Source organism: Chitinophaga sedimenti, assembly GCF_023156195.1.
In the GTDB taxonomy this organism is placed as follows: Bacteria; Bacteroidota; Bacteroidia; order Chitinophagales; family Chitinophagaceae; genus Chitinophaga; species Chitinophaga sedimenti.
The window spans coordinates 1,377,772-1,404,608 of the sequence record NZ_JAKUKA010000001.1 but is presented as its reverse complement, the minus strand read 5'-3'; the positions used below and the strand labels follow the sequence as shown (position 1 = coordinate 1,404,608).

At 51.0% G+C, this 26,837-nt stretch carries 25 protein-coding genes and 3 pseudogenes; 12 read left to right on the top strand and 16 right to left on the bottom strand.

The genetic code is table 11. From position 1 onward, the window contains the following. Positions 1-216: 216 nt before the first annotated feature. The 6 genes from MKQ70_RS07930 to MKQ70_RS07905 all read left to right on the top strand — a co-directional run bounded on the left by MKQ70_RS07930 (position 217) and on the right by MKQ70_RS07905 (position 7,006). A complete protein-coding gene (locus tag MKQ70_RS07930; RefSeq protein ID WP_248069754.1) occupies positions 217-666 on the top strand; it encodes a carboxypeptidase-like regulatory domain-containing protein in 450 nt (149 codons plus the stop codon). Beyond that, the gene (locus MKQ70_RS07925; protein ID WP_308199431.1) at positions 585-3,176 is read left to right on the top strand and encodes a SusC/RagA family TonB-linked outer membrane protein; all 2,592 of its coding nucleotides are present in this window, start codon (positions 585-587) and stop codon (positions 3,174-3,176) included. The genes MKQ70_RS07930 and MKQ70_RS07925 overlap by 82 nt, the downstream gene beginning before the upstream one ends. Further along, on the top strand, positions 3,148-3,381 hold the full coding sequence (locus tag MKQ70_RS07920; protein WP_248069752.1) for a hypothetical protein: 234 nt from the start codon (positions 3,148-3,150) through the stop codon (positions 3,379-3,381). The genes MKQ70_RS07925 and MKQ70_RS07920 overlap by 29 nt, the downstream gene beginning before the upstream one ends. Before the next feature lie 19 nt (positions 3,382-3,400). Further along, entirely contained in the window at positions 3,401-4,867 is a 1,467-nt protein-coding gene (locus tag MKQ70_RS07915) for a RagB/SusD family nutrient uptake outer membrane protein (RefSeq protein WP_248069749.1), read from the top strand. 134 nt (positions 4,868-5,001) lie between these two features. Further along, entirely contained in the window at positions 5,002-5,682 is a 681-nt protein-coding gene (locus MKQ70_RS07910) for a DUF421 domain-containing protein (protein ID WP_248069747.1), read from the top strand. A gap of 286 nt (positions 5,683-5,968) precedes the next feature. Beyond that, on the top strand, positions 5,969-7,006 hold the full coding sequence (locus tag MKQ70_RS07905; protein WP_248069746.1) for a hypothetical protein: 1,038 nt from the start codon (positions 5,969-5,971) through the stop codon (positions 7,004-7,006). 728 nt (positions 7,007-7,734) lie between these two features. Here the strand turns inward: MKQ70_RS07905 and MKQ70_RS07900 are convergent. Continuing rightward, positions 7,735-8,595 (bottom strand): hypothetical protein, encoded by an 861-nt coding sequence (locus MKQ70_RS07900; RefSeq protein WP_248069745.1) that lies wholly within the window; start codon positions 8,593-8,595, stop codon positions 7,735-7,737. A 144-nt stretch (positions 8,596-8,739) separates the two neighbouring features. Here MKQ70_RS07900 and MKQ70_RS07895 point away from each other — a divergent pair, with 144 nt between their 5' ends. Together MKQ70_RS07895 and MKQ70_RS41085 are read left to right on the top strand one after the other, a co-directional pair. Further along, positions 8,740-9,711, top strand: coding sequence for an aldo/keto reductase (locus MKQ70_RS07895; protein WP_248069744.1), 972 nt, complete (start codon positions 8,740-8,742; stop codon positions 9,709-9,711). Positions 9,712-9,727: 16 nt separating this feature from the next. Beyond that, positions 9,728-10,486 (top strand): annotated as a pseudogene (locus MKQ70_RS41085) (helix-turn-helix domain-containing protein); the annotation flags it as partial. Between the two features lie 117 nt (positions 10,487-10,603). On the opposite strand, the gene MKQ70_RS07885 reads toward MKQ70_RS41085, so the two are convergent. The 12 genes from MKQ70_RS07885 to MKQ70_RS42075 form a co-directional block, all read right to left on the bottom strand. Beyond that, a complete protein-coding gene (locus MKQ70_RS07885; protein WP_248069743.1) occupies positions 10,604-11,767 on the bottom strand; it encodes a TlpA disulfide reductase family protein in 1,164 nt (387 codons plus the stop codon). Further along, complete coding sequence (locus tag MKQ70_RS07880) at positions 11,764-12,921, bottom strand: AhpC/TSA family protein (protein WP_248069742.1); 1,158 nt, start codon at positions 12,919-12,921, stop codon at positions 11,764-11,766. The genes MKQ70_RS07885 and MKQ70_RS07880 overlap by 4 nt, the downstream gene beginning before the upstream one ends. Positions 12,922-12,970: 49 nt before the next feature. Then, a complete protein-coding gene (locus MKQ70_RS07875; RefSeq protein WP_248069740.1) occupies positions 12,971-14,530 on the bottom strand; it encodes a PKD-like family lipoprotein in 1,560 nt (519 codons plus the stop codon). Between the two features lie 6 nt (positions 14,531-14,536). After that, the gene (locus tag MKQ70_RS07870) at positions 14,537-15,301 is read right to left on the bottom strand and encodes a DUF4843 domain-containing protein (RefSeq protein WP_248069739.1); all 765 of its coding nucleotides are present in this window, start codon (positions 15,299-15,301) and stop codon (positions 14,537-14,539) included. 9 nt (positions 15,302-15,310) lie between these two features. After that, positions 15,311-16,735, bottom strand: a complete 1,425-nt coding sequence (locus MKQ70_RS07865) for a RagB/SusD family nutrient uptake outer membrane protein (RefSeq protein WP_248069738.1) — start codon at positions 16,733-16,735, stop codon at positions 15,311-15,313. 12 nt (positions 16,736-16,747) lie between these two features. Beyond that, a complete protein-coding gene (locus tag MKQ70_RS07860; protein ID WP_248069737.1) occupies positions 16,748-17,551 on the bottom strand; it encodes a hypothetical protein in 804 nt (267 codons plus the stop codon). Continuing rightward, positions 17,533-18,930, bottom strand: a complete 1,398-nt coding sequence (locus MKQ70_RS07855) for a SusC/RagA family TonB-linked outer membrane protein (protein WP_248069736.1) — start codon at positions 18,928-18,930, stop codon at positions 17,533-17,535. The genes MKQ70_RS07860 and MKQ70_RS07855 overlap by 19 nt, the downstream gene beginning before the upstream one ends. Continuing rightward, positions 18,825-19,169, bottom strand: a complete 345-nt coding sequence (locus MKQ70_RS07850) for a hypothetical protein (protein WP_248069735.1) — start codon at positions 19,167-19,169, stop codon at positions 18,825-18,827. Before MKQ70_RS07850 ends, MKQ70_RS07855 begins: the two co-directional genes overlap by 106 nt. Then, entirely contained in the window at positions 19,166-20,086 is a 921-nt protein-coding gene (locus tag MKQ70_RS07845) for a DUF4974 domain-containing protein (RefSeq protein WP_248069734.1), read from the bottom strand. The genes MKQ70_RS07850 and MKQ70_RS07845 overlap by 4 nt, the downstream gene beginning before the upstream one ends. Before the next feature lie 198 nt (positions 20,087-20,284). Next, complete coding sequence (locus MKQ70_RS07840) at positions 20,285-21,193, bottom strand: FecR family protein (RefSeq protein ID WP_248069732.1); 909 nt, start codon at positions 21,191-21,193, stop codon at positions 20,285-20,287. Beyond that, positions 21,171-21,635, bottom strand: coding sequence for a sigma factor-like helix-turn-helix DNA-binding protein (locus MKQ70_RS07835; RefSeq protein WP_308199430.1), 465 nt, complete (start codon positions 21,633-21,635; stop codon positions 21,171-21,173). The genes MKQ70_RS07840 and MKQ70_RS07835 overlap by 23 nt, the downstream gene beginning before the upstream one ends. Further along, complete coding sequence (locus MKQ70_RS42075; protein ID WP_372489939.1) at positions 21,590-21,802, bottom strand: RNA polymerase sigma factor; 213 nt, start codon at positions 21,800-21,802, stop codon at positions 21,590-21,592. The genes MKQ70_RS07835 and MKQ70_RS42075 overlap by 46 nt, the downstream gene beginning before the upstream one ends. A gap of 199 nt (positions 21,803-22,001) precedes the next feature. Here MKQ70_RS42075 and MKQ70_RS07825 point away from each other — a divergent pair, with 199 nt between their 5' ends. The 3 genes and pseudogenes from MKQ70_RS07825 to MKQ70_RS07815 all read left to right on the top strand — a co-directional run bounded on the left by MKQ70_RS07825 (position 22,002) and on the right by MKQ70_RS07815 (position 23,493). Next, positions 22,002-22,196, top strand: a complete 195-nt coding sequence (locus MKQ70_RS07825; RefSeq protein WP_248069729.1) for a hypothetical protein — start codon at positions 22,002-22,004, stop codon at positions 22,194-22,196. Continuing rightward, positions 22,181-22,861, top strand: a pseudogene (locus MKQ70_RS07820) (glycoside hydrolase family 43 protein); the annotation flags it as partial. The gene MKQ70_RS07825 and the pseudogene MKQ70_RS07820, both read left to right, overlap by 16 nt. Further along, a complete protein-coding gene (locus tag MKQ70_RS07815; protein WP_248069728.1) occupies positions 22,858-23,493 on the top strand; it encodes a hypothetical protein in 636 nt (211 codons plus the stop codon). The pseudogene MKQ70_RS07820 and the gene MKQ70_RS07815, both read left to right, overlap by 4 nt. Before the next feature lie 75 nt (positions 23,494-23,568). Here MKQ70_RS07815 and MKQ70_RS07810 read toward each other — a convergent pair whose 3' ends face one another. Then, positions 23,569-24,537, bottom strand: coding sequence for a hypothetical protein (locus tag MKQ70_RS07810; RefSeq protein WP_248069727.1), 969 nt, complete (start codon positions 24,535-24,537; stop codon positions 23,569-23,571). Positions 24,538-24,619: 82 nt separating this feature from the next. Then, the gene (locus MKQ70_RS07805; protein ID WP_248069726.1) at positions 24,620-25,759 is read right to left on the bottom strand and encodes an SDR family oxidoreductase; all 1,140 of its coding nucleotides are present in this window, start codon (positions 25,757-25,759) and stop codon (positions 24,620-24,622) included. A gap of 183 nt (positions 25,760-25,942) precedes the next feature. Here MKQ70_RS07805 and MKQ70_RS42070 point away from each other — a divergent pair. Beyond that, positions 25,943-26,241, top strand: a pseudogene (locus MKQ70_RS42070) (winged helix-turn-helix transcriptional regulator). A gap of 62 nt (positions 26,242-26,303) precedes the next feature. On the opposite strand, the gene MKQ70_RS07795 reads toward MKQ70_RS42070, so the two are convergent. Next, the gene (locus MKQ70_RS07795; protein ID WP_248069724.1) at positions 26,304-26,666 is read right to left on the bottom strand and encodes a response regulator; all 363 of its coding nucleotides are present in this window, start codon (positions 26,664-26,666) and stop codon (positions 26,304-26,306) included. Positions 26,667-26,837: the final 171 nt, after the last annotated feature.

The window sequence follows — 26,837 nt, the reverse complement described above, 5'->3', positions numbered from 1 at the left end:
AAATACACGCGCCGCGTCAGCCCAATAGTCGACTGATCTATCGACCGCTCATGCGCCGCCTTTAATGTTCAACCAAAATCGCCCCGTTCCCGGCAAATAGCGAAAACAAACGCAATCCTTCACACTACATTGCTTTGCCCGTTATGCCGCCCGCAGGCGCATACTCCCGAAGTATCCATGCATTAATACGTAATCAATTACCTCAATTATTCGCTTATGATCAAGAATGGTTTATTGCTCCTAATCGGGCTTTTCGCCGGCAGCCTGGCAGCCTACGCCCAATCTACGGTAAGGGGCAAAGTTGTGGACAACACGAAAACGGCTGCGCCAGGCGTCAGCGTCCAGGTGAAAGGAAGCACCACAGGTGTGGTGACCGGCGGCGATGGCACCTACAGCATCGATGTACCCGCCAACGGTACTACGCTCGTTTTTTCGCTGATAGGCTTTGCCACACAAGAGGTGGTCATTAACGGCCGCTCCGTCCTCAACGTCGAAATGCAACAAAGCTCGAAATCACTGGACGAAGTGATGGTCGTAGCTTACGGCACCGCCAAAAAGGCACCTATACCGGCTCCGCCTCCGTCATCAAACAAAATGATATTAAAGATGTGCCGGCTACCTCCTTCCAGAATGCCCTGGTGGGCCGCGCCGCAGGTGTGCAGGTAACCACATCGAGCGGACAGGCAGGCGCAACGCCCGCGATCCGCATCCGGGGCGTTGGCTCCATGAATGCCAGCAACGAACCGCTGTACGTGATAGATGGCGTGCCCGTGGTCGCCGGCGACCAGGGTAATTTGAGCGGCTCCTACATCGGCTCCAACAACGTGATGAACACGTTGAACCCTGCCGATATCGAGACTATCACGATCCTCAAGGATGCTGCGGCATCTTCTTTATATGGCTCCAGGGCCGCCAATGGTGTGGTGCTTATCACCACCAAAAAAGGCAAACAGGGAAAACCATCCGTACACCTCGCCTCCTCCATCGGCTTTACCCCTTCATGGGCAACGGATAACTACGAGGCCGCCGGTCCACAGGAACAAACCAATATGCTGTACCGGATCTTTTACGATTACAGGACCTCCGCGGGACAAACACCCGAACAGGCAAATACCTATGCCCTGGGACAGCTGAACACCAAATTCAACAAGCATGGTTATAAGTTCGCCACAGCCGGCACCACCCTTAATGAAAATGTGATCATCACAGGTATGACGGATGGACTCGTCAACCGGGAAGGCACTTATTTTAATTGGGACGACGCCTACTTCGGCACGGGCATCTATCAAACCAATGATCTTTCTGTAAGCGGTGGTGATCAGAATACCACCTATTACACCTCCCTGAACTACACCAAGGATCAGAACAGGATCAAAATCAATAAATTCGACCGTATTTCCGGCCGCGCGAACATAACGCAAAAAGTGGGCAAACACACGGAGTTCGCAACGAATGTAGCGATTGCGAGAAATGGTCAGTCCGGGTTCAACGACACGCGCAATACCGGTGCCAACTACTTCTTCCAGGTAAGGAACCTGCTGTGGCCTTTTTACTGGCCTACAGATTACAAAACGGGCCTGCCGTGGACAGCCCGCTACGGTAGTTTAGCGCAGAACAATGTTTACTACAATGACCGCTGGGATAATGAATCGATCACCAAAAGGTTCACGATCAATGAAGCCATTACGCTGACGATATTGCCGGAGTTAAATCTCAAATCGGTATTCTCGTTCGATAACTCCGCCATCAACGATCACCTGTACTACAGCGCGATCCATTACAACGGCGCGGCAACGAATGGTGTTGTAAACGAAACCTCCGCGAATATCAGCAAACTGGTATCATCCAATACCGCCAACTTCGCCAAACAGTTTGACAAACACAATGTGACAGTGCTGGCTGGTTTTGAGGCGGAAAAGAACAAAACGTCTTTCCAGAGCGCCACGGGCACCAACCTCCCTTCCAGCGCGTTACAGACACTGTCTACGGCCGGCGCATTTACGGCCAGTGGATTTGATTATGGCAACGCGATCGTTTCCGTGCTGTCGCGCGTAGAATACAACTACGATCAGAAATACTTTGCATCCGCCTCTTACCGCCGCGACGGGTCTTCGAAGTTAGCGCCGGAAACACGCTGGGGCAACTTCTGGTCGGCTGCCGCTTCCTGGAGAATCAGCGGCGAAGACTTTATGAAGGATCTCGAAGCGATCAGCAACCTCCGCTTACGCGCTTCCTATGGTGTTAATGGCACCCTGCCTACCCAGAACTACGGATGGAGATCACTCACCAACTATACCAATAAATATAACGGGAATGCCGGCGGCTTCCTGTCTACCAACGCCAATCCCGACTTAACGTGGGAAACCAACTACACAACCAACATCGCGCTGGATTTTGGCCTGTTCAACCAACGCCTGACCGGTAGCGTTGAGTACTTCAACCGCGACTCCAAAAACCTGTTGCAGGACATTCCCATCTCCGGCACCACGGGCTTTGGCAGTGCATTAGGCAATGTGGGCGAAATGAACAACCGTGGCGTGGAAGTGGAACTGGGCGGCGATATCATCAACACCGCGAACGGCATCAGGTGGACGGCCTCCGTAAACGCCTCCTTCATCAAATCGAAAGTGACCAAACTGTATGGCGGCCGCGACATCATCTGGTACGACCCTACCGGTGGCGATGCCAGGGCGCAATACATGTACCGGGAAGGACAACCGACCCTCAGCTTTTACGGTTATGAGTGGGCAGGTGTAGATCCCGCGAACGGCGCCAACGTATGGTACGTTAACAATCCCACCGACGCCAAGGCCGGCGACTTCTTATACAATGGCCGAGGCGCCACTAACAGCTTCAATAAAGCGAACTACAAGATCATCGGCGACGCTACACCAAAAGTATATGGCGGCTTAAACACGGACGTGTCTTATAAAGGACTTACACTGGCCTTCAACTTCATTTATAAAATAGGCGGCAATTTATACGACGGCGGCTTTAAAGATGTGGAAGACGACGGTTACTATTGGGAAAGAATCCGTGCGCAGGAAGTTTGGGATAATATGTGGACGCCGGAAAGAAAAGGCGGTACACTGCCCCTGCTGCGCGGCGGCAGACTTAACAGACCCCATGCAGTACAGCACCCGCCAGATGCACAACGCAAGCTTCTTCCGGCTTAAAAACATCAACCTGGCTTATTCATTACCGGCGCAGCTGCTAAGCAAAGTGAGGTTATCGAACGCCCGGGTGTTCTTCAATGGCACCAACCTGCTCACGTTCTCCCAATACAAAATTGCCGACCCCGAGGTTAATAACTATGGTACCCGCGGATGGGAAACGCCGATAGGCAAAGTTTACACCTTTGGTCTTGACCTCAATTTCTAATTGACTAAACTTATTGAAGATGAATAAAGTGAAAATATTACTGGTATGCGCGGTGGTCATCGGTTTTTCTTCGTGCAGTAAATTTCTCGACGAAAAGCCCACCAACCAGGTAGATGCCGGCACCTCCATCAAAACGCCCGCGGATGCGCAGATCATGATTAATGGTATTGAACGCAGCATGACCAACGGCGACTACTATGGCAGAAACTTCATAATGTACGCAGACGCCAAAGGCGGCGATATGGTCATTCCATCGCAGGGAAGAGGTAATGACGGATTGTACACCTTTAACCACGCTCCCACCACCGGCAGTTATTCCGGTTACTGGTCACAGATCTACTTCATCCTGTTACAGGTAAACAACCTGCTGCAAAACATCGAAAAACTGGAAGCCGGCGGCGCTACCGGCTTTGCCACCTATAAAGGACAGGCGCTCACCCTCCGGGCATTGATGTATTTCGATCTCGTGCGTTTATATGGCAAATCATATGATGATAACAAAGACGCGTACGGTGTACCCAATGTGACCACACCCCTCGTTTCCTCCGCACAGCCGCTCCGGAATACCGTAGCGGAAAACTACACGCAGATCCTCAGCGACCTCACCACCGCCGCGCCGTTACTGGTGAAGACCAAAACCAATGGCTTCATCAATTACTTCGGCAACATTGCCTTACAGGCCCGTGTGTATCTCTATATGAAAGATCACGCCAACGCCTTGAAATATGCCGAAGAAGTGATTACTACCAGTCCCTATGTGTTGTACACCAACGCTAACTGGGTAGACTCCTGGAAAACACAGTTTGGTACAGAGTCCATCTTTGAACTGGGTATTTATCCGCTGGAGGGCGATCTGGGGCTTACCTCCCTGGGCGCCTATCTCCGGAAAAAAGGAGAAGGCGGCAGCAATGTGCTGGGCTGGTATATGGCAAGCGATTACTTCCTGAACCGGTTAAAACAGGATGCAGCAGATGTAAGATGGGGCGTGATGAACGACGATGAAACCTCCACAGCCCTCGCTCCCCGTAAAGGATCGCTGTACAAATACAACGGTAGTACCGCACTGGCCGGCGATGGCAAAACAACGCCCACCGCTGTGAACATAAAAGTAATCAGGTTGTCTGAAATCTACTTAATAGCAGCCGAAGCGGCGCTGCCGACGGATGCGGGCAAAGCCGCCACTTACCTCAACGCCATCCGCAAACGTTCGCCGAACCTGCCCGCTGCCACTGCAGGCACGATAACAATAGACATGATCCTGGACGAAAGAAGTAAAGAATTGTTTGGCGAGGGGCACCGTTTCTTTGATATGATGCGGTTGAATAAATCTATCACATTTAATGATGAAGTGATCGGGCTAACGGTAGCCACACGGCCTAAAACCATAGACAGGACGTTCTTTAAGACGATACTGCCTATTTCGCAAACGGAGATCAATGCGAACCCTGGGTTGCAGGAACAGCAGAATCCGCAGTATAATCAATAGCGATTAAATTAAGAAGCGCCCCGGGAAGTAACCCGGGGCGTTATCATGTTAAAGCAGCACAGGGAAGTTTCAATCCAGATCACTCCCTCATCGTAACTCCGCTGCTGGAATAAAATTTGCCACAGCCTACCCATATGGAATGGCAACAAATATTCATCAAAGACTTCGACGGCGCCGCCGCCCTGGAAATCGTCGTCCGCACCCTCATCATGTTCATCTTCGTACTGCTCCTCCTCCGCGCCTCCGGTAAAAAGGGCGTACGGCAGTTATCGATCTTCGAGGTAGCGATCATCATTGCCCTGGGCTCCGCCGCCGGTGACCCGATGTTCCATGAAGACGACGCCATTATACCCTCCCTGGTCGTATTTGCCGCGATCCTTGCGTTTTACCGCCTGCTTACCTGGCTGGCCGCCAAAAACGAGAAGTTCGAAAGCGTACTGGAAGGCGATCCCGTGGTGATCATCGAGAACGGAGAAATTGTGCTCAATAACAAAGGCAAATCCCCCTTTGCCAAAGATGAATTTTTTGCCGAGATGCGGGGAAAGGGAATTGAACATATGGGACAGGTGCGGCTCGGCATCCTGGAGACCAATGGTTCCGTGAGTTTTTTCTATTTCCCGGATGAAGAAGTAAAGCCCGGGCTGCCGGTATTGCCATCCACGCATACCGTAGAATGTTCAGAGATTTCAGAAGAAGGACTCTATTCCTGCTGCTACTGCGGCACTACCGGACCTCTCCACACCGGCAAACATATCTGCAAACGTTGCGGACAGGAAAAGTGGGCAAAGTCCCTGAACTGCCCGCGTATCACTTGAATGTTGCTATTTTTCTACAGGTTGATGGGCTTAACCATGCCTTTACATAGCCCTTGCTCGCCATTGGGGATGGCGTATTCATGCTATCGCAGTAGGATCATAGTAGAATTACAGTAGGAAAAGGCGGGCTAAAGCTAACTCTTTATTTGCTGATACATTGCCTAAGAAAACGACACAAAACGACATAAAACGACAATTGCGACAAAAAACGACAATTGCGACACTTTACGACACCCTGTTTGGCCAGGTCCCTCAGCCCCATTATCTTTAATTCAAACCATCGTTTATGAGAAACAAAATGCAACAACAACTCGACGCCATGTTGGAAGGTCACACGATCATCCGGATGGAAAACGGCTACAAAATAAGGCGCAAACCCGGCCCCAAACGAGAGCAGGTATTACATGACAAGGCATTTAAGGGCAGCCGCAAAAGCCTGTCCGACTTTCTACAGGCCTCCAGCAGCGGTAAAGTACTGCGTACCGCCCTGCATGAGATTATCTGTACTACAAAGGACAAAGACATGCACAACCGCCTGACCAGCGTACTGCATAAAGTGATCGCCTCCGCCCCCGCTGCTGCATGTGGGAAAAAGCTACTCGCGGAAGGATCGCTCCACTTGCTCCGCCGGTTTGAATTTGGTGGTTCCCGACATACGCTAAGCAATACCTTTTTTGCTACTTACACCACACATATTGATACCGCAAAACAGGAAGCCCTGGTGGAGATACCGGCCTTTCGCCCGACCACGCAACTACGTTGCCCCGGCGGCGTTACACACGTAAAGTTCCGGGCCGTATTTGCCATGATAGACTTTGAGGCAGGGGCAACAGTGAACAAAACCGTGCTCTCTGAAGCTATCTCGCTGCATGCAGCGCAAACCGCAGGAACCCACCTCCACGTGCAACTGCCGGAAGAGGCAACAGGATGCGGATTCCTTGCATTTGGTATTAGTTTATTCGACGGGAAGGAAGAAGTGTATGGCGGCGCCGCAGTCATAGCGGAGGTGGCCGAAGCAGCACAGGCAATTGAAGTGGAATTACCAGTTATTGAAGCGGTGCAGCAATTACTGCCCGCAGCAGTGAAACAACCGGAGCCACGCCGCAAACGCCTACTCCCTGCCCCCTGCATCGCCATCACGCCAAAGCCGTCCAGGAAGCACCGTTTTACTCCACTACCCGGTAATGGTAGGTTAAAGTCGTCTCCACACTATTGCCCGCTTTTATCTCCTGCGCTGCTAAAAAGCCCGAGGCGGGATCGTAAGTATTCACCGCTACATAGTCCATCACATCCGTGTAACTTGTCGTTACATCTTCGTACTTAAAGCCCGTAAAGTTGTTTTTACCGCCGGAAAAAACGGGTGAAGGGAAGATAACATGGTTTAACAGGTAGCCTGCATACGGGTTATGTTGGAAGATCCAACGCAAACCATTGGGCTTGTTATCATATCGATAAGTGAGCGTAGTGGTTTGGCTGCTTACATACCCGGAAGTGGGAATGGCAAGGTAGTCCACGGTTTTATTGGTAAGCGGGTTGCCGCCACTGTAGGTCGTTTCTATATAGTTCAGGCGCTTCCTGTCCGTTGAGCTCACAACGGTATCTTTACTGCCTGCCAGGGTAATGCCATCGTTCCCCACCTTATATACACGGCCGTTGTCGAGCTCAAACGGATCGTCGTCATCTTCGGTGTAAATGGTAAAATCGCGGCCACTGTATACGAGTGTATCCTTTCCCGTGAGGGTAGTCCCCAATTCGTAATATTTCACGCATACACACCTGCCGCTGGCGTCGTACTCGAACTGTATATGTCCATCCAGATGAAACAATTGCGTCAGCTGTCGTTTGTCATTGTAGGTAAAGCTGTCCAGCAGCGCTCCATCCAGGTGAATAGCGGATATCAGGTGATTGGGGTTGCCAGGTTTGTTGTCTTTGTCTTTTTTACAGGCGGATATGGCGAAAAGGCCAACAAGGGCGCCGATGCCCAGTTTCAGGTAGTGCGGTTTCATTTAAGCACGGGTTATTTAAACAAATCTTTTTTGCAAGATACTCCTTTCAAAAAGCCGGCCAAAGCGATCTTTTCAGTTTGTGAATGATGCCCGCATCCACCCAATATATATCCTGCCGGCTCGTATAGAAGAAATACTTCCCGTCGCCGGAAACGAACGGGCACAGCTCATGCCCCGGCGAATTGATCGTTTCTCCCATATTCTTCGCGGGTGTCCAGCTCCCATTTTTCTTCTTAAAACTGATGTATAAATCCCCGGCGCCATATCCATCCGGCCGCGCAGCGCAAAAGATAAGGTACGATTCATCCGGCGCCACAAATACATCCGCCTCATATTCTTTCGTGTTGATGTTGCTATCCAGTGGCAACGGCTGCTGCACACCATCGGCCGTGTAAATATCGAAGCCTCCTGCGGCATTGCGATTGGACGAAAAATACATTGTCCCGTTTTGTGCAAACGAAACATAGTATTCATGAGCATCCGAGTTAATCGCTGCGCCGGCGTTAACGGGCGCCGACCAGCCCTCCCCCGCTTTCTCTACATACCAGATGTCGTAATCCCTCTTCTTAGCCCCGTTACCCTGCGATTTATCCGAAATGAAATACAACCTGTTTTCATCCGGCGATAACATCGGATCATTAAAACTGAAGATCGAATCGGAAAGAATGACCTGTGGCTTCGTCCAACCCGTTTTAAAACAGCGTGTTTCCGCTTTGCCGTGCTTGTCCACGCCATAGTACAACGTACTCCCATCGCGGGAAAATACGGAACCGAATTCATGCTGCCCTGGCAGCGACACCAGGCCGGGTGCAAATATTTCCGGGGTCATGCCGGGAGGCGACTGTCCAAGGTATGGCTGCTGGGATGACTGAACAAAAAGACAGATGATTAACAAAACTGGTGGCATAATGGATGTTTGTTTCCTGTAGAAAATACGAAGTTTATCCCAACTTTCAAATGAGCCACCCAGACAACCAAATTGAGCCACTAAGGAAATCCCCCTAAAAGCCTAATCCCCCACCTTTGTATCATCAACGATAAAACAACGAACATGACCACAATACCAAAGATCTCCCTCGGCGCCAACGGCCCGCAGGTTTCCAAACTTGGCCTTGGCTGCATGCGCATGTCGCCCGTTTGGGGCAGCCAGCACCCGGACGAAGCAGAAAGCGTCGCCACCATACAGGCCGCCCTGGACAATGGCATCAACTTCGTGAATACCGGCGATTTCTACGGCGCCGGCCACAACGAACTGCTCGTGGGCAAAGCCATCAAAGGCCGCCGGAGCGATGCCTTTATCAGCGTTAAATTCGGCGCTATCTTCTACGGCAGCCAGTGGCTCGGGCTCGACCTCCGTCCCATTGCGATCAAAAACTTCATCAATTATTCCTTAACCCGCCTCGGCACCGATTACATCGACCTGTACCAGCCCTGCCGCATGGATAACAGCGTGCCCGTGGAAGATATCATCGGCACCATCGCCGACCTGATCAAAGAAGGAAAAGTAAGGCACCTCGGCGTCTCTGAAATTACCGCTGCACAGTTGCGTAAAGCACATAGCGTGTACCCCGTAAGCGCTCTCGAAATTGGTTATTCGCTGGCCGACCGCCAGATTGAAAGCGAACTGCTGCCCACCGCCAAAGAACTCGGCATCAGCGTGGTGGCTTTCGCTAATACCGCCGAAGGCCTGCTCACCGGCGATATGAAAGCGCCGCTCGCCGCTAACAGCCATCTCAACCACTTCTCCCGCTTCCAGGGCGACAACCTCGTGAAAAACCTGGAGAAAGTGGAAGTACTGAAGCAGATGGCCAACGACAAGGGCTATACGCCTACCCAGCTGGCTATCGCGTGGGTAAATGCACAGGGCGCCCACATCATGCCCCTCGTGAGCATGAGCCGCAGGTCCCGACTGCCGGAAAACACCGCTGCTATGAGCATCACGTTCTCCAATGACGAAATGAACACCTTAAACACGGTATTTGCGCCAGGAGCGATCCTCGGAGGGACGTACCTGCAACGCTAGACAATTGAGGGGCCGCATGCCGGCCCCTTTTATTCAATACCTTTACAGCATGACGCATCCCAACGAAATCGTTCCCGGCATCATCTTCTTCTCCCACCTCACGGCCATGCGCCGCGAAACAGTGGGCTTTCTGTCGCACAACACCCTGGTGATGCTCGTTTCCGGCCACTTCATCCTGGAAACCGCGACAGAGAAGGTGTCTATGCAAAAGGGACAAATGCTCCTCATCGGTAAAAACCAGCTCGGGCAAATCACTAAAAACCCATTACCCGGCGAGGACTATGAAACGATTGTCATCTCCCTGAAAGAGGAACTGCTCCGCATGATCGCGCTGGAACAAAAGATCACCGTGCACGACAAACACACCGGCCCGGCTAACATATTGATACCGCCCAACGATTTCCTGCGCGGGTACTTTCAATCCGTGCTGCCTTATGTGCGCAACCCGGACGAAAAGCTGAGCAATGCCATGGGTATACTGAAAGTGAAAGAAGCCGTACAACTGCTGCTGCATGCCATGCCGGAACTGAAGTCGTTCCTGTTCGATTTTTCTGAGCCTTACAAAATAGACCTCGAACAATTTATGCTGAGCAATTTCCAGTTTAACGTGCCAGTAGAGAAATTCGCGCAGCTAACCGGCAGAAGCCTGGCGGGATTTAAAAGAGATTTCAGGAAAACGTTCGATGCATCACCAAGGCAGTGGCTGCAGGAAAGGCGGTTGTTAGAAGCAAAATACCTGATCGAGAAAAAGCATAAAAAGGCCTCGTCTATTTATCTCGACCTGGGGTTTGAAAGCCTTTCTCACTTTTCTCATTCTTTTAAAAGATGTTTGGGAAGGCGCCGTCCTCGTTCTAAAAACAACAATGCCAGGGACAACTCCCCGGCATTGCTTTTATGCGCCCATCTTCTCTTTCAACAATTCATCCAGCCGGGAACTGTAGCCGGTAAACCGTTCTACGATCTTCCCGTCCCTGTCCAGCAGGAACATGGTTGGAATGCCCTGTATCATAAAGTCCGATAAGGTTTTATTCGAATTGGGGCTGATCACCTGCGACCAGGGCATCTGCTCTTCCGCCATTGCCCGGCGCCAGGCATCGCTGTCTTTGTCTACAGAGATGCTCAGGATATCAAAGCCTTTCGCGTTATACATACCGTACAGCTCCTTCAGGCGCGGAATCGACTTCCGGCAGGGGCCACACCAGCTGGCCCAGAAATCGACCAGTACGTACTTTCCTTTGTAGGAAGAAAGGCTTGTTACTTTGCCCTCGGGATTCTTATATGCAATTTCCGGCGCCACGCTTCCCTTTTGCAACTTACGCTCCTGCGCTATCCGTTCCGCCAGTTCTTTGCGAACGATGATCGCGTCTTCCAACGTGGGATCGGCTGCCAGCAGCTTGTCCAACTGGCCCAGGATGTAATTACCGTCTTTCTTTGCACTCGTCGCCAGCAGGTATACAGATGCAGGGTGGTCGCCGGTGGCCGCGATCAACTTGCGTTCACGGGCGTCGCCCAGTTCTTCCACCTTGCGGTACAACATCTGTTTGCGGTAGTAAGTATACCAGGCCGTATCGGCCTGGCGGTTTTTCTGGGCGGCAAAGCCTTCGTCCAGCAGATCGTCTTTCACGATTTCGTCCAGGTAACGGTCATACATGGCCATGTTAATCAACCGGGTGCCCGGTGATTTGCTGGTCACTTCCACAAAACCGGAATTCTTACGCTGGTATTTGGAAGTATCGTAACCACGTGCCAGTACGGTAAGATCCTGGTCGGCCCAAAAGGCGGTGGTCTGCCACTTCAGGATGTCCAGCTGGTACACGCCCGGTTTGCTTACCGGCAGTTTAAAGCTGAACGAGCCGTCGGGTTTCACGGCGACTGAATCCACGGTTTTTGCGGACGCACCCGCACCCTTTTTCAGCCATACCATGTTATATTTCTTCAACGGTTCAGGATTTAATATCTGCACCTTACCGCTGATGTTGATCGTTTTCTTCACCTGCGCAAAGCCAGGGATAGCAGCGGCTAACAGCAAAGCTGCAATTGTCAGTCTCCTGTTCATTCGCCAAATATTGATTTCAGTTTAAGATCCAGTCCCCTGCTTTCCGCACCCTGCCAGCGGGCAATGATATTACCGCCTTTGTCGATCAGCAGTTTGGTGGGATAAGCGTTCACGCCATACAGCTTCACCACATCGACCTTCATACCCAGCTCATTGTTCAGTACCTGCGGCCAGGTAAGACCATCCGTTTCGATCGCCTTTTTCCATACGGCTTTAGCGGCGTTCACATCGTCCACTTTCTCGCTGGATACACCGAGTATCTCAAATCCTTTGTCTTTGTACTTCGCGTACAGCTCCTTCAGGTGCGGGTTGGCAGACCGGCACGGCGCACACCAGCTGCCCCAGAAATCGATCAATACGTACTTGCCTTTGAACTGCGACAGGGAAATAAAACTGCCATCGGGCGAAGGCTTGGAGAAATCGGGCGCCGGACCGGAAGTAGCCGTAGCCGCAACGATCGAGATGCGGGAAGCGATGTTCTGTCCGATGTAGCTGTTCTTCAGCTCCGCGCTTAATGCGTCGTAAGCGGCTTTCAGTTCTGTGAGGCTATATTCTTTGGAAGTACGCAGCAACAGGTTCGCCGCTGAATAAGCATCCGGGTGCTCCTTTACGAACGTCTTATGTATAGCATTCAGCTCCCGGAAGTTCGCCAGCATCTTTTTACCCACCTCGTCCAGGCCGTCTGTTACGCCCATTTTACGCAGCTGCATCAGGTTCTTTTGCAATTCGGCTTTCTCCTTCAGGTTCTTTGCTTCAGCGGCACGCAACTGGTTAAAGCTTTCATTGTAAGCGTCCCCTTTCACGGTGGCAAAGTTCAGGTCCATTGCAGTGCCGGAAATCGTCAGCTGGCAATCTTTACTCAGTACTACGTCCAGCGGCATGGCGGGAATAGCCATGGAATTGGCGCGCTCGCCCAAATACAGGTTGCGGTCTACGCTCGTAGTCAAACGACCTACCGTCGGCACTTCCGGAGCATCTCCCGTGAGCGTAAAGGCGCCATCTACCGCTACGACTGTGTTTGTTACGTTCTTGTTCCCGTCGAAGTAGCTGATGCTGATCTTCTCATTTCCTTGTCCCTCGAGTTTCCCCGTAATGCGGTAGCTGGCCTGCGCTTTGGCCGTAAGAATGCCGGCGCATACCGCTAAAACGGTCATGAATGTTGGTTTCATTTGATATCAGTTGCTTTTTTTTAGTTTGATGCAATTACAGGATGATGAACGGCTTCCAGGCCATGGCCTTTATTTTGCCGAATCCTGAATATTTCTTTTCGGTACCGGCGATGATGGCGCCACTCGACTGGTTCACCTCCACCTGGTATACATGTCCCGCCTGCGCGGCTTCATCATAAGTAGCGATGTACAGGATTTTACAAATGTTCTTCGGATCGTAATACCTGCCTAAACCGGGATTGGTGTTGTAATACTTCTGTAAAGAAATATTGGTAATCTTCTCATTACCCGGCGCTGTCCAGTGTTTGTCGGTGGTACCGGCCGAATACTTAAACTGGTACACGCTTTTGGAAGACGCATAATAAAACACCTCGCCATAATAACCCGCGCTGATGGAATTCACATCCGCGATCTCGGGACAATTACTCATATCGTATTTACCCTTTCCGATGGTGGCAATCTCACCGGTGCGGAAGTCGGCCGTCAGCAGGAAGTATTTGCCAGCGTCGTCTTTCATCACTGCATGCTCCCAGTAGTTCCAGCCCAGGTCGGCCATCACGAAGGTGAGTCCCACGTTCCTTACATCGTAAGGAGCCGTGGCATTTTGCGCCGTGGTGAAAGGAATGATTTCGGTACCCCGCGCCACCACTTTCATAAAACGCTTATTGGTCTGATCGTACAACACTGCATCGAAAGCCGCGCCGGTAGTCGTCGCCATCCAGGGCGCGAGCGTCCCATAGTTGCCGGTAAGACCATCTTCAAATGCACGACGGCCATTCCCCAAAATGGTATAATCGATCACATGCAGTTTGTTGTCGTTGATCATAAACTCCTTCCGGCGTTCTGTAATCTTTACCAACTGCGGCTTTTGCACGGCGGGTTTAGTCCAGAAGATGGAGCTGAAATCATCGATGCGCGCAAAAGTGGTCGGGTTTAGCGATACCGCTTCGCCCCCGCTCTGGATGTAAATCTTATGCGCCCCCGTGAGGTTCACCAGCGAATAACCAAGGGAGCCGGCCGTGCCGGGCAGCGGTTCGCCATTAGAGGCCGAATAGATATCCAGCAACACCTTCTCCTGCAGCGTGGCTGTTTTCGTTATATCGTTATTAACGATCAGCCCCACATCGGTATGGCCGCCCCTTTCATACAATACCATCCATCCCTCTGCCAAAGAAGGCGTAATAGCCACCGAAAACTTCGCGAAGGCCTTGACGTTCGTCACGGTATTGGTCACGGTAAAGAGCACCGTCCACACGGCCTCCTTTTTATCCATGATCGCATTGAGTGCCATGGTGCTGTCAAACGTGTATTTCTCCTGGAAAGAGGTATTGATCGCGCTGGGATACATTTCCCAGGCAAACGACAGCTCCGGGAACTGCGGTTTGTCGCCGTTCACGGTCTGCCCCTTGTACTTCACCACCGGCTTCAGTTTCAAGGTATCGAAACGCAGCATGGAATAAGACTCGGCAAGCGACGATACATCGATCGATACCGTATCCAGCACGGTATAATCGTAATTCCCCTTGTCCTTCGCGCAGCTGCCGAACAGGGTGAAAAGGACAATACTAATCGCGGTATAAAAAAATATCTTCATGATCTGCTAAGGAAAGGTGATAAGATTATTGTTTTCGTCTCTCATCGGGTTACCCGGATTGGCGGCGTTATAGGTATTCAGCCGCTTTACGCAGCTGCTCTTGTAATAGCTCACCGTCGTAAAATCAACTTCACCAGTAGCCGGCGTACCCGCGCTCAGCACCCTGAAAACAGGCGCCGTACCAATCACCGTTGTGATAAACTGGAACTTCGTATTGCTGTACACGCCGAAATAGGTAGACAGTTTGGTATAGGGATAAGGATCTACATCCCAGTTCGCGGGTTTGGCAAATACGTCGTTGAAAATGAGTGTTACTTTAGAATTCTCCACCAGCCCCTTTTTCAGATCGCCCGTTTCGGCAATCCCCAGTACAATACGGGCAGCACCGGTTTTGAAGTCGCCTGTTCTTTTAATGTAAATCGGGAACTGGGCCGTATGGGTATTACTTTTGATGATGTAATTCCCAAATTCGTAATGCACGCCCAGCTTCACTTTGTTGGTATCGCCACCTACTGCTTTCAATATGAACGTGCGGTCATGGTCCGCCTGTTGTCCCAGCAGCATACCGGTAAACACGATGGAATCTTTATCCACCACCGGCTTAAAGGCAAAGTTATATTCGATGCTATCGGGCTTCTGCGCAAGGGAAGTACCAAGCCAGATGTTGATCGCGTCGGTAGCGGAGTTGTACATCATCTCCGGCGACTTCTTGCAGGCGCCCAATAATCCTCCTGCCAATACGATCAATATGAAAAATGCTTTTCTTTTCATGTGTTAGATTTATTGATTATCGACCCGGTTTACACCATTCTCGTATTCCGATACCGGCAGCGGCAGTTTGTATCCCTTCAGCTGCACCAGGTTCAGGCCGGTGGCTTTAGGAATAGCAGTATTATTCTTTCTTTTATGGTAAAAGAACAACTGCCCCTCCCCGATGAACTCCTTGCGGTATTCCTGCGCCAGCACGGTTTCAAAGTCGGCGGCATTGATCGGCGAAGCGGTTAATCCACGCGCCTTTCTTACCGCGTTGATGTGTTCCACCGCTTTATCATAATCGGTTTTCTGCTGGCATTCCGCGGCGATGAAGTGCATCTCCGATACCTTTAACAGCGGCATTTTATTACGGTAAGCCATCGGCCAGCTGGTGCTGGTCAGCTGCGTGTACATGTCCAAATAGTAATCGCCCAGGTCGTTTACTTTAAACCAGTAGAGATAGCGGTAGTCTTCCGGATGACTGTTGTAATAGTCCTGCAGGCTGGCGGATGAAATATAAAACACACTGCTGCCGGTCGACGAAAACGCGTTGAGCGCAATAGTATTCAGGCGGATGTTGTTCAACGCGAACAGGTGTTCCGTAGAAAAGGTCAGGTCTGCTATCGTCCTGTTGCTCAGTGCCGCCGGTGTAATCCAGGGGAAGCGGGTCGAGTTGATCACGGCTTCCGCATTGGCCAGCGCGTTCGGATAATCCTGTTTATACAGGTAAATGCGCGCCATTAGTCCCTTTACGGCGTAGTAGTTCAGGTGTACCTGGCGGTTCATGAGGTAACCGTTATCGTCGGCAATCGTCACGGTTTTACCGGTAAGAATAGGATCTGCTTTCAGTAAGGCTTCCGCGGCGGTTAAATCCTCCAGTACTTTATCTATGACCTGCGTAACCGACAGCTGCGGGAATATCTGCTTCGAGCTGGCCGTTACGTAAGGAATCGTCAGCTTGGCAGGATCTTCCGCATAGCTGGCGCCAAACGTGCGCAACAGGTCAAAGTGCAGGAACGCGCGCAATGCCAGCGCCTCTCCCTTAATGATCGAATAGTTATCACCGCCGAACACAGATTTACGGGAATCGATGTTCTCCAGTATTTTATTATCGTTCGCAATAGCGTTGTACACGCCTTCCCAGATCGCATCGATACGGTCGAGCGAGGTAGAACTGGTTTTATACGCGTAGGCTTTGTCCGCCTGGTAACTCGAGTTCTGGTAATCCCACTCACAGGCCAGTGCGCCCATCAACCCGAAGGTTAATTCGCGGCCGTATAGCGGCTCGTAGGTCATGGCGCTGTATACGCCCGACAATGCCTCTTTAAATCCTGTTTCGGAAGAAAACAGTTCGGAATCCTTCACCTGCGAATCCGGCTTCACATCCAGCCATTTATTGCAGGACAGTAAGGAAACACTGAGCAGGCAGCCTATCAATATGTTTGATTTCATGTAATGCAAGTTTTAAAAGGTGGCCTGAACGGAAAATGACAACGTACGCGCAAAGGGATAGTTTAACCCGCGCTCCGCTTTTACAGTAGAGAGAACGAACAGATCGTTCGTAAACAACGTAGCCCGCAAACGCTGGATCCTGCTTCTTTTCAGGAAAGCCGCGTCTTTAAAGTCGTAAGTAGCGTTCAGCGACGACATGGTCAGCTCGTTCAGGTCCTGCACGAAGCGCGACGTAGGCAGGGTGCGGTTAGGCAATGTGCCAATGGCTTTGAAAAAGGTTTTGTCGCCCGGCTGTTTCCAGGTACCGGTAAACACGCGCTCATCCACGTTATACTGGATATCTACGTTCTCCACGCGATCTACCAGCGTTTGGTTGTAGTACTGACCGCCCGTACGGTAGGTAAACGCGCAGTTCAGTCCCCAGCCACGGTACTGGCCATTAAAGCCAAAGCTACCGTTCAGCAAGGGGTTGGAGTCGCCCAGGCGCACCTGGTCGTTTGCATCCCACACAAAGGTCTTTTCGCCATTCGTTTTTAAGAAGATCTCGCGACCGGTCGAAGGGTCGATACCCAGCGATTGCACCGCGTAGATAGCGGTGGTAGATTCACCTTCCTTGTACCGGATAAACGGCGCTGTTTGCCCGGAAGCCGCCCTGGCCGCCTCGCGCTGATCATTCAATGTTTTGAGCGCATCGGAAATACGCACCAGTTTGTTGCGGTAACCAGCTGCGCTGACAAATACATTCAGGAAAGCACCGTTTTTGTTATTGGCCAGTACTTTATAACTGAACGTAGCATCTATGCCCTTGTTCTGCACGCCCCCAGGTTCTCCTTGATGGTGTTAAAACCAGTAGAGCCGGGCAAAGGCAGATCGGTGAGCAGGTTATTGGTATTGCTCACATAAAAATCAAACCGCACACTCAGCCTGTTTAAAGCACGCAGGTCGATGCCCACGTTATAGTCCTGTGTTTCCTGCCATTTCAGGTTGTTATTTGCCAACGCCATCAACTTAGCACCTACCACGTTATCGTAATAGGTATCGGTGTAATAGGTGTAGGTCGACATGGCTTGGTACGGGTTAAAGTTCTGGCTGCCCGTGTAACCGGTGGAAGCACGCAGCTTCAACTGATCTACCCAGCTTACATTGTGGAGAAAGCTCTCGTGGTGCAGGTTCCAGCCCACACCGGTTGACCAGAAGCTGCCCCATTTGTTATCCGCACCAAAAATGCTGGAGCCCTGGCGACGGTAGCTCAGGTCGGCCAGGAAGCGGTCGTCGTACGAGTAATTTAACGCAGACAATACGCCCGTTTCGCGCGACTTGGCGTCGGACCCCAGCGGGCGGCCATTTTGCAGGTATTGTTTGGCAAAACTGATATTATCTACGCGGTCATTTAAGAAACCCTGTGCCTGCAAACCGTGTGTTTCACCGGCATCGTCTGCAATGTTGCCGCCAACGTTCAGGAAGAACAAATGTTTACCCAGTTGTTTGGAATAGTTCAGGGTCAGGTCCGAACGCAGCGATACATCGCGGCCGTCGGTAATCGTGTAATCACCACGCATGAAGAACATCGAGTCCGGGTAATTAATGTACCGCGTACTGTTCGCGGGATAAAAGTCTTCGCGGGATGACTGGTGCAGGTTGTAGGAAAAACGGCCCACCACTTTCAATGAAGAAGCCAGGTTCCATTCCGCCTGGAAGTTATTATTAATATCCGTGTAGCGCGAAAAGTTCTTGGTGCCGATGCTCGCGTCGTACATCGGGTTAAAGTAATTGTTAGGTGTGCCGGAACCGGTGCTGAACGTGCCCAGCAAACGTTTCATGTTACCCTTATCGTCGTATGGCGTCCAGTAAGGATTGAGGCGGGAGTATTGCGCGAAGGAGCCGTAAGGCGAGTCGTCGCTGCGGTTAAACCCCACGGTAAGGTTGTTGCGGAATACGAATTTCTTTACACGGTAAGATAACAATACGGCAGCCGAAGTAGTGCGGCGGCCGGACTCTTTCATGGCGCCTTTAGTATCATTATAACTGAGATCTGCGCCGTAACGGAAAAACTCGTCGCCACCTTCCAGCGAAATCGTATGCTTTTGTCCTACACCCGTACGCACCGGCTGCGCAAGCCAGTCGGTATTAACGCCGCGGGCCACTTCGGAATACAGGATGTTATACTGCTCCGCCAGGGCCTGCGTGGAGTGCAAAAAGTGCCTTTATAACGACCTGCATTCACCTCTGCCTGCAGTTTCTCGCTGGCATCTGTCAGCCGGTAGCTGCTCAGGTCGGGCGCGGTAATTTTAAGATCGGCGGTATAAGTAGCCCGTAATTTACCCGCCTGCGGACGTTTGGTTTCTACCACCACTACACCATTAGCGGCCTTGGAACCATAGATCGCCTTGGCCGTTGCATCTTTCAGCAAAGTAACAGAGGCCACGCGGTTCATGTCCGGTCGTATATCTTTTCCAGTGTGGTTTCAAAACCATCAAGAATAAAAAGGGGCAGGTTTGCCATGCTGGAATATTCGCCCTGCAGTCCCGGCAAGCTGCTGCCGCCCCTGATCTGCAGATTGGGCAGCGTGTTGGGGTCCGACCCGGCGAGATTATTTTCTATCTGCACAAAAGAAGGATCTAATATTTTTAAACTCTGGATAAGGTTCTGGTTGCCCACGCTGCGCAGTTGTTCCTGCGTGAACGTGGCGGAAGATCCCGTAAAGCTCTCCTGTTTGCGGTTGAAAGGCCCCATCACCACCACCTCGTTCAGTTTCTCCTGTGATACTTCGAGGCCTACCACATATTCATCGGACGGACCTACCACCACTTCCTTCGTGTTATAACCTACGTGGGTGATCACCAGCACGCGGGCGCTGGGCGGCAGTACCACCACGAACTCGCCCTTTTCATCCGACATGCTGTGGATGTTTTCCTGCCCGCGTACATTAATGCTGGCGTTGGCCAACGGAGCATTGTTGTCAGCCGCGAGCACCTTACCGCGCAGGCGGCGTTGTGCCAGGCTCGTCATGGGCACGGAGGCCGGCTGGGCCTGCGTGGTGGTCATCTTTACAGCGCTTACCCCTTTGCGCTCTACGATGATACACTTGTTATCCTTTAACTGGAAATCGAGTTTCGTACCTTTCAATACATTGGCCAGCACCTGTTTCAGCGGCTCGTTGGTCGCCTTAAGCGATACTTTGTAAGGTGCGAGCGATTCGTCGTTGAACACGAACTTGAGCGTACTTTTCCCTTCGATTTCCTTGAGGGCCTGCTTTAGTGGCGTGTTCGAAAAGTTTACGCTCAGCCGGCTGTCTTCGGGCTGCTGCGCAGTGGCATAAAGAGATGGCAGAAGGAGCAGCAGACAAACCATGAGCCAGGGTTTGTTTTTTAGCCGGATCAAGGCAAGCAAATTCCTGCAGGCATAATTGTTCATAATTACGGCAAGTGTTTGTAGATGATTAATTGGTTGATAGCGATTAAATTCTGGTCATAATAAAGCCTTCCGGCTGTCAGCATAGGTTGCAGTAAAACGGCATGTTTTAGTTTTTTGGTTGATTTCTTTTAACGCTTACTTAGATTGAAAAATATGAACAGTGGCGCCGCTCCGGGAATATTGCAATCCCTTGGTGAGCGTAAGCGCATCTAATACATCGTGCAGTGTTTCCCCGGCTTCGAACGAAGCGGTGAAGTGATAGTGGGTCAAAGCCTCCTCATCAAAAATGATTTTCACATTAAACTTGTTTTCCAGCAAACCGGCTACCTCGCGGAAGTCTTCGTTCGTGAAAAGCAGGCGGCCCTGCGTCCAACCCAGCGCATCGGCAGCGGCAGCGGCTTTTACCTGCACCCGGCCGTTCTCCCTGCTGTAACTCGCCTGCTGATCGGGCGTTACCACCTGGTCGCTCACCCGCACCTTACCGGTTGCCACGGTGACCGTTACATCATTAAAAAAGCGGTAAGCCCTTATATTGAAGCTGGTACCAAGTACGGTGGTTTGCAGCTGGTCATGCAAAACCACGAAAGCATGTTGCTGGTCGGGACGAATATCGAAATACGCCTCTCCTTCTTCCAGCACCACTTCGCGGGTATTACCCTTAAAAACAGACGGATAACGCAGGCGGCTGCCGGCGTTCAGCCATACCCTGGAGCCATCGGGCAGTACCAGTTGCTTTGACTGTGCGGCCGGTGTTTTTACGATGAGCATGTCGGGCGTCACATCATGCCTGTAAAGACCTGCGAGCAGCGCAAGGGCCAATACGGCAGCAGCAGCCGACCAGGTGCGGACACGGCGAACCCTGCGACGTTTGTCATCGATGCTTAACAACAAACGACCCAGGATCTTTTCCCCGGTTGCGTGTTCATCACCCATCTTAACGGCGTCCCAGCTGCCCGGAGTTTCTTTCAAATGCTCGATCGCATCCGCGATACCGCGTTGCGCTTCATTTTCCTGTCGTTTTTTACCGAAGAACCGAAAAACCATTGCTGTGCTTTAATAATAAAGACACCGCTAACAGGACCATCCCCCAAAAAGAATTACTATTTTTTTTTACACACCGGTAACAGGGCGTAACAACAGAGGAGCAGTATGAGGTACTCCCCAGTCTTGCGCGGATGTGGCGCAAACCAATGGTGATCTGGTTTTCCACGGTCTTAACAGAAATATCGAGCCGGGCGGCAATTTCCTTATTAGACAGGTGTTCTTTACGGCTCATGAGCATGATGGCGCGGCATTTATCCGGCAGTTCGGACAGGGCTTCATCATAAATACGATTGATTTCCAGGCAATGCAACCTTTCTTCCACGGCCATGGTGGAGGTGTCGGATTCGGGCCGGGAGCCCATCACCCTTAGTAAATTATGCTCGGCCCTGATACGGTTTAAGGAACGGTTTTTACGGCGATATAGAGGTAATCCTTCAGCGATTGGATATGTACGTCACGTCCTTTTTCCCAGAGATGGAGGAATACATCATGAATGAGTTCCTCGCAGGCCTGCTGGTTGGGAAAAATCCGGAAGGCACAACGATACAATTCAGACCAGTAACGCCTGTAAATACAGACGAAGGCTGGTTGATTATCCCGTTTTATCATTTCCAGAAGTTCCTGATCCGTAAGATCCGATAGGTTACGCGTCATTTCCTTATTGCATCACTGGTAGTTGTTATCCGTTGAGACGAATATAGAGCACGTTGGCCGATTATCCTACTTGTTGGTTCATTTGACCTAAAATCTTCTGTTTTTACATAAATCGTTCGTAGTTTACCTGCTTCACTGACTAGAAATGATGTTCATGCTACGATTATTTGCCACGTTTGGCCTGTTCTTATGTACTGCTGCCGCGCTGAAAGCCCAGTCGCCAGCCGCCGTTATTCCCGGCGATTTTGCGGACCCGTCCATTATTAAAAAACCAGCAAAGGTTATTTCGCCACCGGCACTTCGTCCGAATGGGCGCCACATTACCCCGTCTATTCTTCGCCGGACCTGAAATCCTCGAAGCAGGTGGGTTACGTGTTCGATAAGGCACCTGAATGGACTTCCGGCTCATTCTGGGCACCGGAATATTATTTTCATAACAACACCTATTACCTCTATTATACCGCCCGCCGCAAGTCCGATAACGTATCCTGCATTGGCGTGGCCACTTCAAAGTACCCGGACAAGGGCTTCAAAGACCATGGTATCATCGTGGCTTTTGGCAAAGAAGCCATAGACGCCTTTGTCAATAACGTGGACGGCCAGCTGTACATGACGTTTAAAGTCTACGGCCTTGACAAACGCCCGATAGAACTAGTAGGCAGCCGTTTATCGGCCGACGGCCTCAAACTGGAAGGCGACATTCTCCCCATGCTCAAAGACGATGAAGGTATTGGCATGGAAGGACAGTCGATCCTGAAACACGGCAACTACTTCTACTTGTTTTACTCCGCTGGCGCCTGCTGCGGCGGCGGTTGCAGCTACCACGTACGCGTGGCCCGCTCGAAAAACTTCCGCGGCCCGTACGAGAAGTACAGCACCCCGGTATTACAAACCATCGAAGCCTGGAAATGCCCGGGCCACGGCACGTTCGCGCAACAGCCGAATGGTCAGTACGTATACCTGTACCACGCGTATAACGAGCAGAGCACCGTATTCACCGGCCGCCGGGCATGATGGCAGACCTCATCTGGCCGACTGACGAAAACGGATGGCCATCGTTCGTAAACAGGCCGCCCGCAGGCAATACCGTCAAAAACCTCACCGCCTCTTTTAAAGAGAAAACCGTAGCCAATTACTGGCAATGGGATTTCCGCCACGCCTCCCCGGTTGTTAGCCAGCAAAACGGTAAACTGTCGCTCTCCGGTGAAGTAACCGCCACTAACCCCACCGGTATGGTACTGACCGTTCGCCCGGTGAGCACCCATTTTGATATGACCACCACCGTTAGCAATGCCAATGCGGCCGTGAAGGGCCTTTCCTTTTACGGCGATGCAAACGCTGCGATTGGTGTGGGCGCCATGAACGACTGGGTAGAGTTCTGGATCGTGAAAGACAATAAACGCCGCGTGATCGCGACGGAGCACATAAAGCCGGGAGTGCCCGTTCAGTTGAAATTCTCCATGTTACCGGACCTAACCTGCGAAGTGTTCTACAAACAGGCCGGTAGCGCATGGCAACCGCTGGGAGGTAAAGAGGACATAGGGTTCCTGCCGCAATGGGATCGTAGTCCGCGAGCGGGCCTACATGTGAAGGGCGGTAAAGACGATGTTGCGGAGTTTAGCGGATTCGAAATTGTTAATAAATGATATGCGGAGGGCAGACGCTTGGTCTGCCCTTTGACAATTGGCCAAACAGGCGCTGGAAATGGTATCGGTGATGGCTTAGTCTTTCAGCTTCAGCGTCCCCGCAATCTTCCTCACCTGCCCCATTAACTCTTCCCGCCGGTCATATACACAACCCAGGAACGTTACCGCTGTATGCTCACCGCTCACGACCAGCTGGTAAACCGATGCAGGCTTTCCTTTAAACACGGCGTTAAACGACAACAACCGTGCGTAATGGCCATCGATCAGGGTATCCGTTTCCTGTACCGGGCCTACTTCCATACCGCCGGACTGATGCCGGTGCAACATATCGTCCGCATAGGCGTCCGTTTCTTCCTCGCTCATCGCGGGCAGCGAGGCAATCATAATCATATCGGCAAAAGGATCATCCACCGGGTTACCTTTTCCTTGTAAAGTATAATGATACATCTGTGAAAGATGACCGGAATATTTAAACCCGGTGCCGCTTACATCAATAGTGAAATTGGCCAGCGCCAGCGGGTCTGAAGCAGCGTTCGGGTCATAGTATACCGACAGCAGCGACTTCAGCACCTCCGCCCGGGAAGCTGTGTCTTTAGCAGGCATCCGGCCAACCGCCATCACGGTAAAATGCTTACCGCCAAACAACAATACGATCTGGTCTTCATCCTGGCGGGCATCGGCCGCGTAAAATAGCACCGCATCCTGAGTGCCGTGTTTAAATTCCTTCCGGTAGTACTCTTTGACAATGTTCCCGCTTTTAATCTGCTTGTCTACCCCCTGTAATGCCTCCTCTTTTTTAACGGCGAAGTCTGCGTCGGGAATTTCTATGATCTGCACATAGGTATTCTCGTCTTTCTGATATCGGTCCAGCTCTTTTACTAACTTATAATTGCCGGGCACCGCGATGAAGGTTTTAGTTCCGGGCAGCTGCACATGCGCAGGCGTTTTAACGACTTCCACATGGTCGGGCACCCCGAATCCGGGTTGCTTACAGCTCACAAACAATACGCAGGAAACAAAGGCCAATAATCTGATAATTCGCATGATGACAGGTTGTTCCCCGGCAAGATACTCATCTTCCGGAAATAAAAAGCAGCGCCGCCGGACAGGCAGCGCCAAGCAGCGACTAACCGGTCACTGTCAGGTGCTGGATTTCCCCATCGACAATATCAAAGTGAAACTTCAACACGAGCGGACTTCCCGGGAATGTTCCGGAGACCTCTGCGGAAAGAACACTAGATGTACCGCTTTCGTCGTACGCGAGCGGTTTCATCACGGACCGGTATTTTTCATTTGTTTCAGCGATCAGGTGCTGGATCGCCACCCGCCCTCTGTAAGGCTTGCCTTCTTCAAGCATTTCGCCCGTCTCAGAGAAACAAGCGGCATAAGCTATGTGGTCAAAATTGTTTTGCGCCTGCACCAGGTCTTCTACTACTTTTGGCAGTTTCATGTATTTATATTTTAAAGAGTGATCAGATGGTGGGAACCGTTCCCCGTCAATGACGAAATTTGTTCCTGTCAGGTAGTTTGCTCTCGGCGAAACTAAAAAGCCAACCAATTCGGCTACTTCTTCCGGTTCAGCGGGCCTGCCGTACGGTATTCCACCCAATGCGTCCATGACACTTTTCTGCGCCTCTTCTACCGTAGTATTTGCATTTCTCGCAATCTCGCCCAACCAGGCCACCGATGCTGCCGTATTGATCCATCCCGGCGAAACAGTTAGCACGCGGACGCCTTTGGGCGTAACTTCGTTTGATAAACTTTTACTGTAGTTGATTAATCCTGCTTTTGAAGCAGCATACGGCAAGGTAGAGTCGTGTAGCGGCAATTTGCCCTGGATGGAAGCAATGTGAATAATAACACCACTTTTCCGGTCGATCATTTGCGGTAAAAATCCCCTGTCAAGTCTCACAGGAGCAAGTAAGTTAGCTTGCAGGGTCGATATCCAGTCCTCATCGTTCAATGCTGAAAAACCACCCGCGGGTGTTGAGGAAGAACCAAGATTGTTTACCAGAATATCCAGCCTGCCATAGGTCGACATTACTTCGCTGATTACCTTTTGCGCATCTGCTGCCTTGCCCAGGTCAGCAGGGATAAAATGAAGTGCAGCATCTGCCTGTTCGGGTTTATTCCTGGCGGTAATGACTACCTTTGCACCAGCGGCCTGTAAGCGCGCCGCTATTGCTCTACCGGCGCCTTTGGTTCCACCTGTTACCAATGCTACCTTTCCGGATAACTCGTTGCTGTAATTGAATTGCTGTTCCATATGTTTTGTTTGTAGTACAAAAGTCGATAGTACACGGATAGCAAACAATTACGGGGTTACGAATCAAATACGGACAAATTTATCCCTATTGGCCGCTAGTGGGGTGTGATGTATATTTGAGGCTATGTACATAAAAAGACTACTCCGACGCTCAATTGTGGACTTGACCTTGTTGGCGAAGTATTGTATGGAAAATGGAAGATCCGGATTCTCTGGTTCATCCACATGGGCAACTTGCGCCCAAGCGAACTTCAGCGGAAAATCCCGGATGTAACCAGGCGGGTATTGAATGTTCAACTAAAGGAACTTGAAGATCATGAACTGGTGACGAAAACGATATTTCCGGTTTTACCCCCAAAGTAGAATACAGCCTTACTGACTTCGGGAAATCGCTCATTCCCCTGATTCAATCCATCGGCCTTTGGGGCGACGAACATGAAGAACGGCTACGCAGGGTTATTCTAAAACAAATTACCTTGTAACATGTAGGCGATACTTCGGTTAGTTAAGCCGTTTATCAACAACTCCTGCCACTGTATGATATCTAATGCCTGTGTAGTACTTCATTCACCACCCCGAACAATGTTTTCATTGAGAAAGGTTTGTCCAGTATAGCATCCGCACCGCTTGCCTCCACGGACTCTGGCGTGTATTGCTGCGCAGTAAATAATATGATCGGCAGGGCTTCCGCAACGGGGTTGTTCTTCAGGGAACGGCAAACATCGCGGCCGTCGTACGCCCCCATAAAAATATCCATTAATAATAAAGCCGGTTGATGCTCCCGGATTTGGTTCTCCAGCTTTGCGGGGCTCCTTAATGCTACCACTTCCATAGACTGGCGTTTTAATACCAGCGATACTGCTTCCGGGATGCTCTCGTTGTCGTCGACGATGATTACTTTCTGCATAAAACAAGGTTAAATAGTACCGAATTGCGGCTACAAGGGGTATTGAATAGTTGTGCACACATGAAAACAGGGAACTCATCCCCAACTAGTTACTCAAATTAGGGAAAGTAATTGACTCATCAAGAAAAAAACACTATAGCACAGTCCGGCAACACACGCCAGTGCTGGCTT

Excerpts from the sequence above, each read along its gene's own strand:
- MKQ70_RS07875 (WP_248069740.1), bottom strand. The coding sequence starts at position 14,530 with ATGAAGATATTTTTTTATACCGCGATTAGTATTGTCCTTTTCACCCTG.
- MKQ70_RS07895 (WP_248069744.1), top strand. The coding sequence starts at position 8,740 with ATGACCACAATACCAAAGATCTCCCTCGGCGCCAACGGCCCGCAGGTT.
- MKQ70_RS07930 (WP_248069754.1), top strand. The coding sequence starts at position 217 with ATGATCAAGAATGGTTTATTGCTCCTAATCGGGCTTTTCGCCGGCAGC.
- MKQ70_RS07845 (WP_248069734.1), bottom strand. The coding sequence starts at position 20,086 with ATGGTTTGTCTGCTGCTCCTTCTGCCATCTCTTTATGCCACTGCGCAG.
- MKQ70_RS42075 (WP_372489939.1), bottom strand. The coding sequence starts at position 21,802 with ATGATAAAACGGGATAATCAACCAGCCTTCGTCTGTATTTACAGGCGT.
- MKQ70_RS07905 (WP_248069746.1), top strand. The coding sequence starts at position 5,969 with ATGAGAAACAAAATGCAACAACAACTCGACGCCATGTTGGAAGGTCAC.
- MKQ70_RS07795 (WP_248069724.1), bottom strand. The coding sequence starts at position 26,666 with ATGCAGAAAGTAATCATCGTCGACGACAACGAGAGCATCCCGGAAGCA.
- MKQ70_RS07900 (WP_248069745.1), bottom strand. The coding sequence starts at position 8,595 with ATGCCACCAGTTTTGTTAATCATCTGTCTTTTTGTTCAGTCATCCCAG.
- MKQ70_RS07870 (WP_248069739.1), bottom strand. The coding sequence starts at position 15,301 with ATGAAAAGAAAAGCATTTTTCATATTGATCGTATTGGCAGGAGGATTA.
- MKQ70_RS07850 (WP_248069735.1), bottom strand. The coding sequence starts at position 19,169 with ATGAACCGCGTGGCCTCTGTTACTTTGCTGAAAGATGCAACGGCCAAG.
- MKQ70_RS07825 (WP_248069729.1), top strand. The coding sequence starts at position 22,002 with ATGCTACGATTATTTGCCACGTTTGGCCTGTTCTTATGTACTGCTGCC.
- MKQ70_RS07805 (WP_248069726.1), bottom strand. The coding sequence starts at position 25,759 with ATGGAACAGCAATTCAATTACAGCAACGAGTTATCCGGAAAGGTAGCA.
- MKQ70_RS07810 (WP_248069727.1), bottom strand. The coding sequence starts at position 24,537 with ATGCGAATTATCAGATTATTGGCCTTTGTTTCCTGCGTATTGTTTGTG.
- MKQ70_RS07915 (WP_248069749.1), top strand. The coding sequence starts at position 3,401 with ATGAATAAAGTGAAAATATTACTGGTATGCGCGGTGGTCATCGGTTTT.
- MKQ70_RS07920 (WP_248069752.1), top strand. The coding sequence starts at position 3,148 with ATGCACAACGCAAGCTTCTTCCGGCTTAAAAACATCAACCTGGCTTAT.
- MKQ70_RS07885 (WP_248069743.1), bottom strand. The coding sequence starts at position 11,767 with ATGAACAGGAGACTGACAATTGCAGCTTTGCTGTTAGCCGCTGCTATC.
- MKQ70_RS07815 (WP_248069728.1), top strand. The coding sequence starts at position 22,858 with ATGATGGCAGACCTCATCTGGCCGACTGACGAAAACGGATGGCCATCG.
- MKQ70_RS07880 (WP_248069742.1), bottom strand. The coding sequence starts at position 12,921 with ATGACCGTTTTAGCGGTATGCGCCGGCATTCTTACGGCCAAAGCGCAG.
- MKQ70_RS07910 (WP_248069747.1), top strand. The coding sequence starts at position 5,002 with ATGGAATGGCAACAAATATTCATCAAAGACTTCGACGGCGCCGCCGCC.
- MKQ70_RS07865 (WP_248069738.1), bottom strand. The coding sequence starts at position 16,735 with ATGAAATCAAACATATTGATAGGCTGCCTGCTCAGTGTTTCCTTACTG.
- MKQ70_RS07840 (WP_248069732.1), bottom strand. The coding sequence starts at position 21,193 with ATGGTTTTTCGGTTCTTCGGTAAAAAACGACAGGAAAATGAAGCGCAA.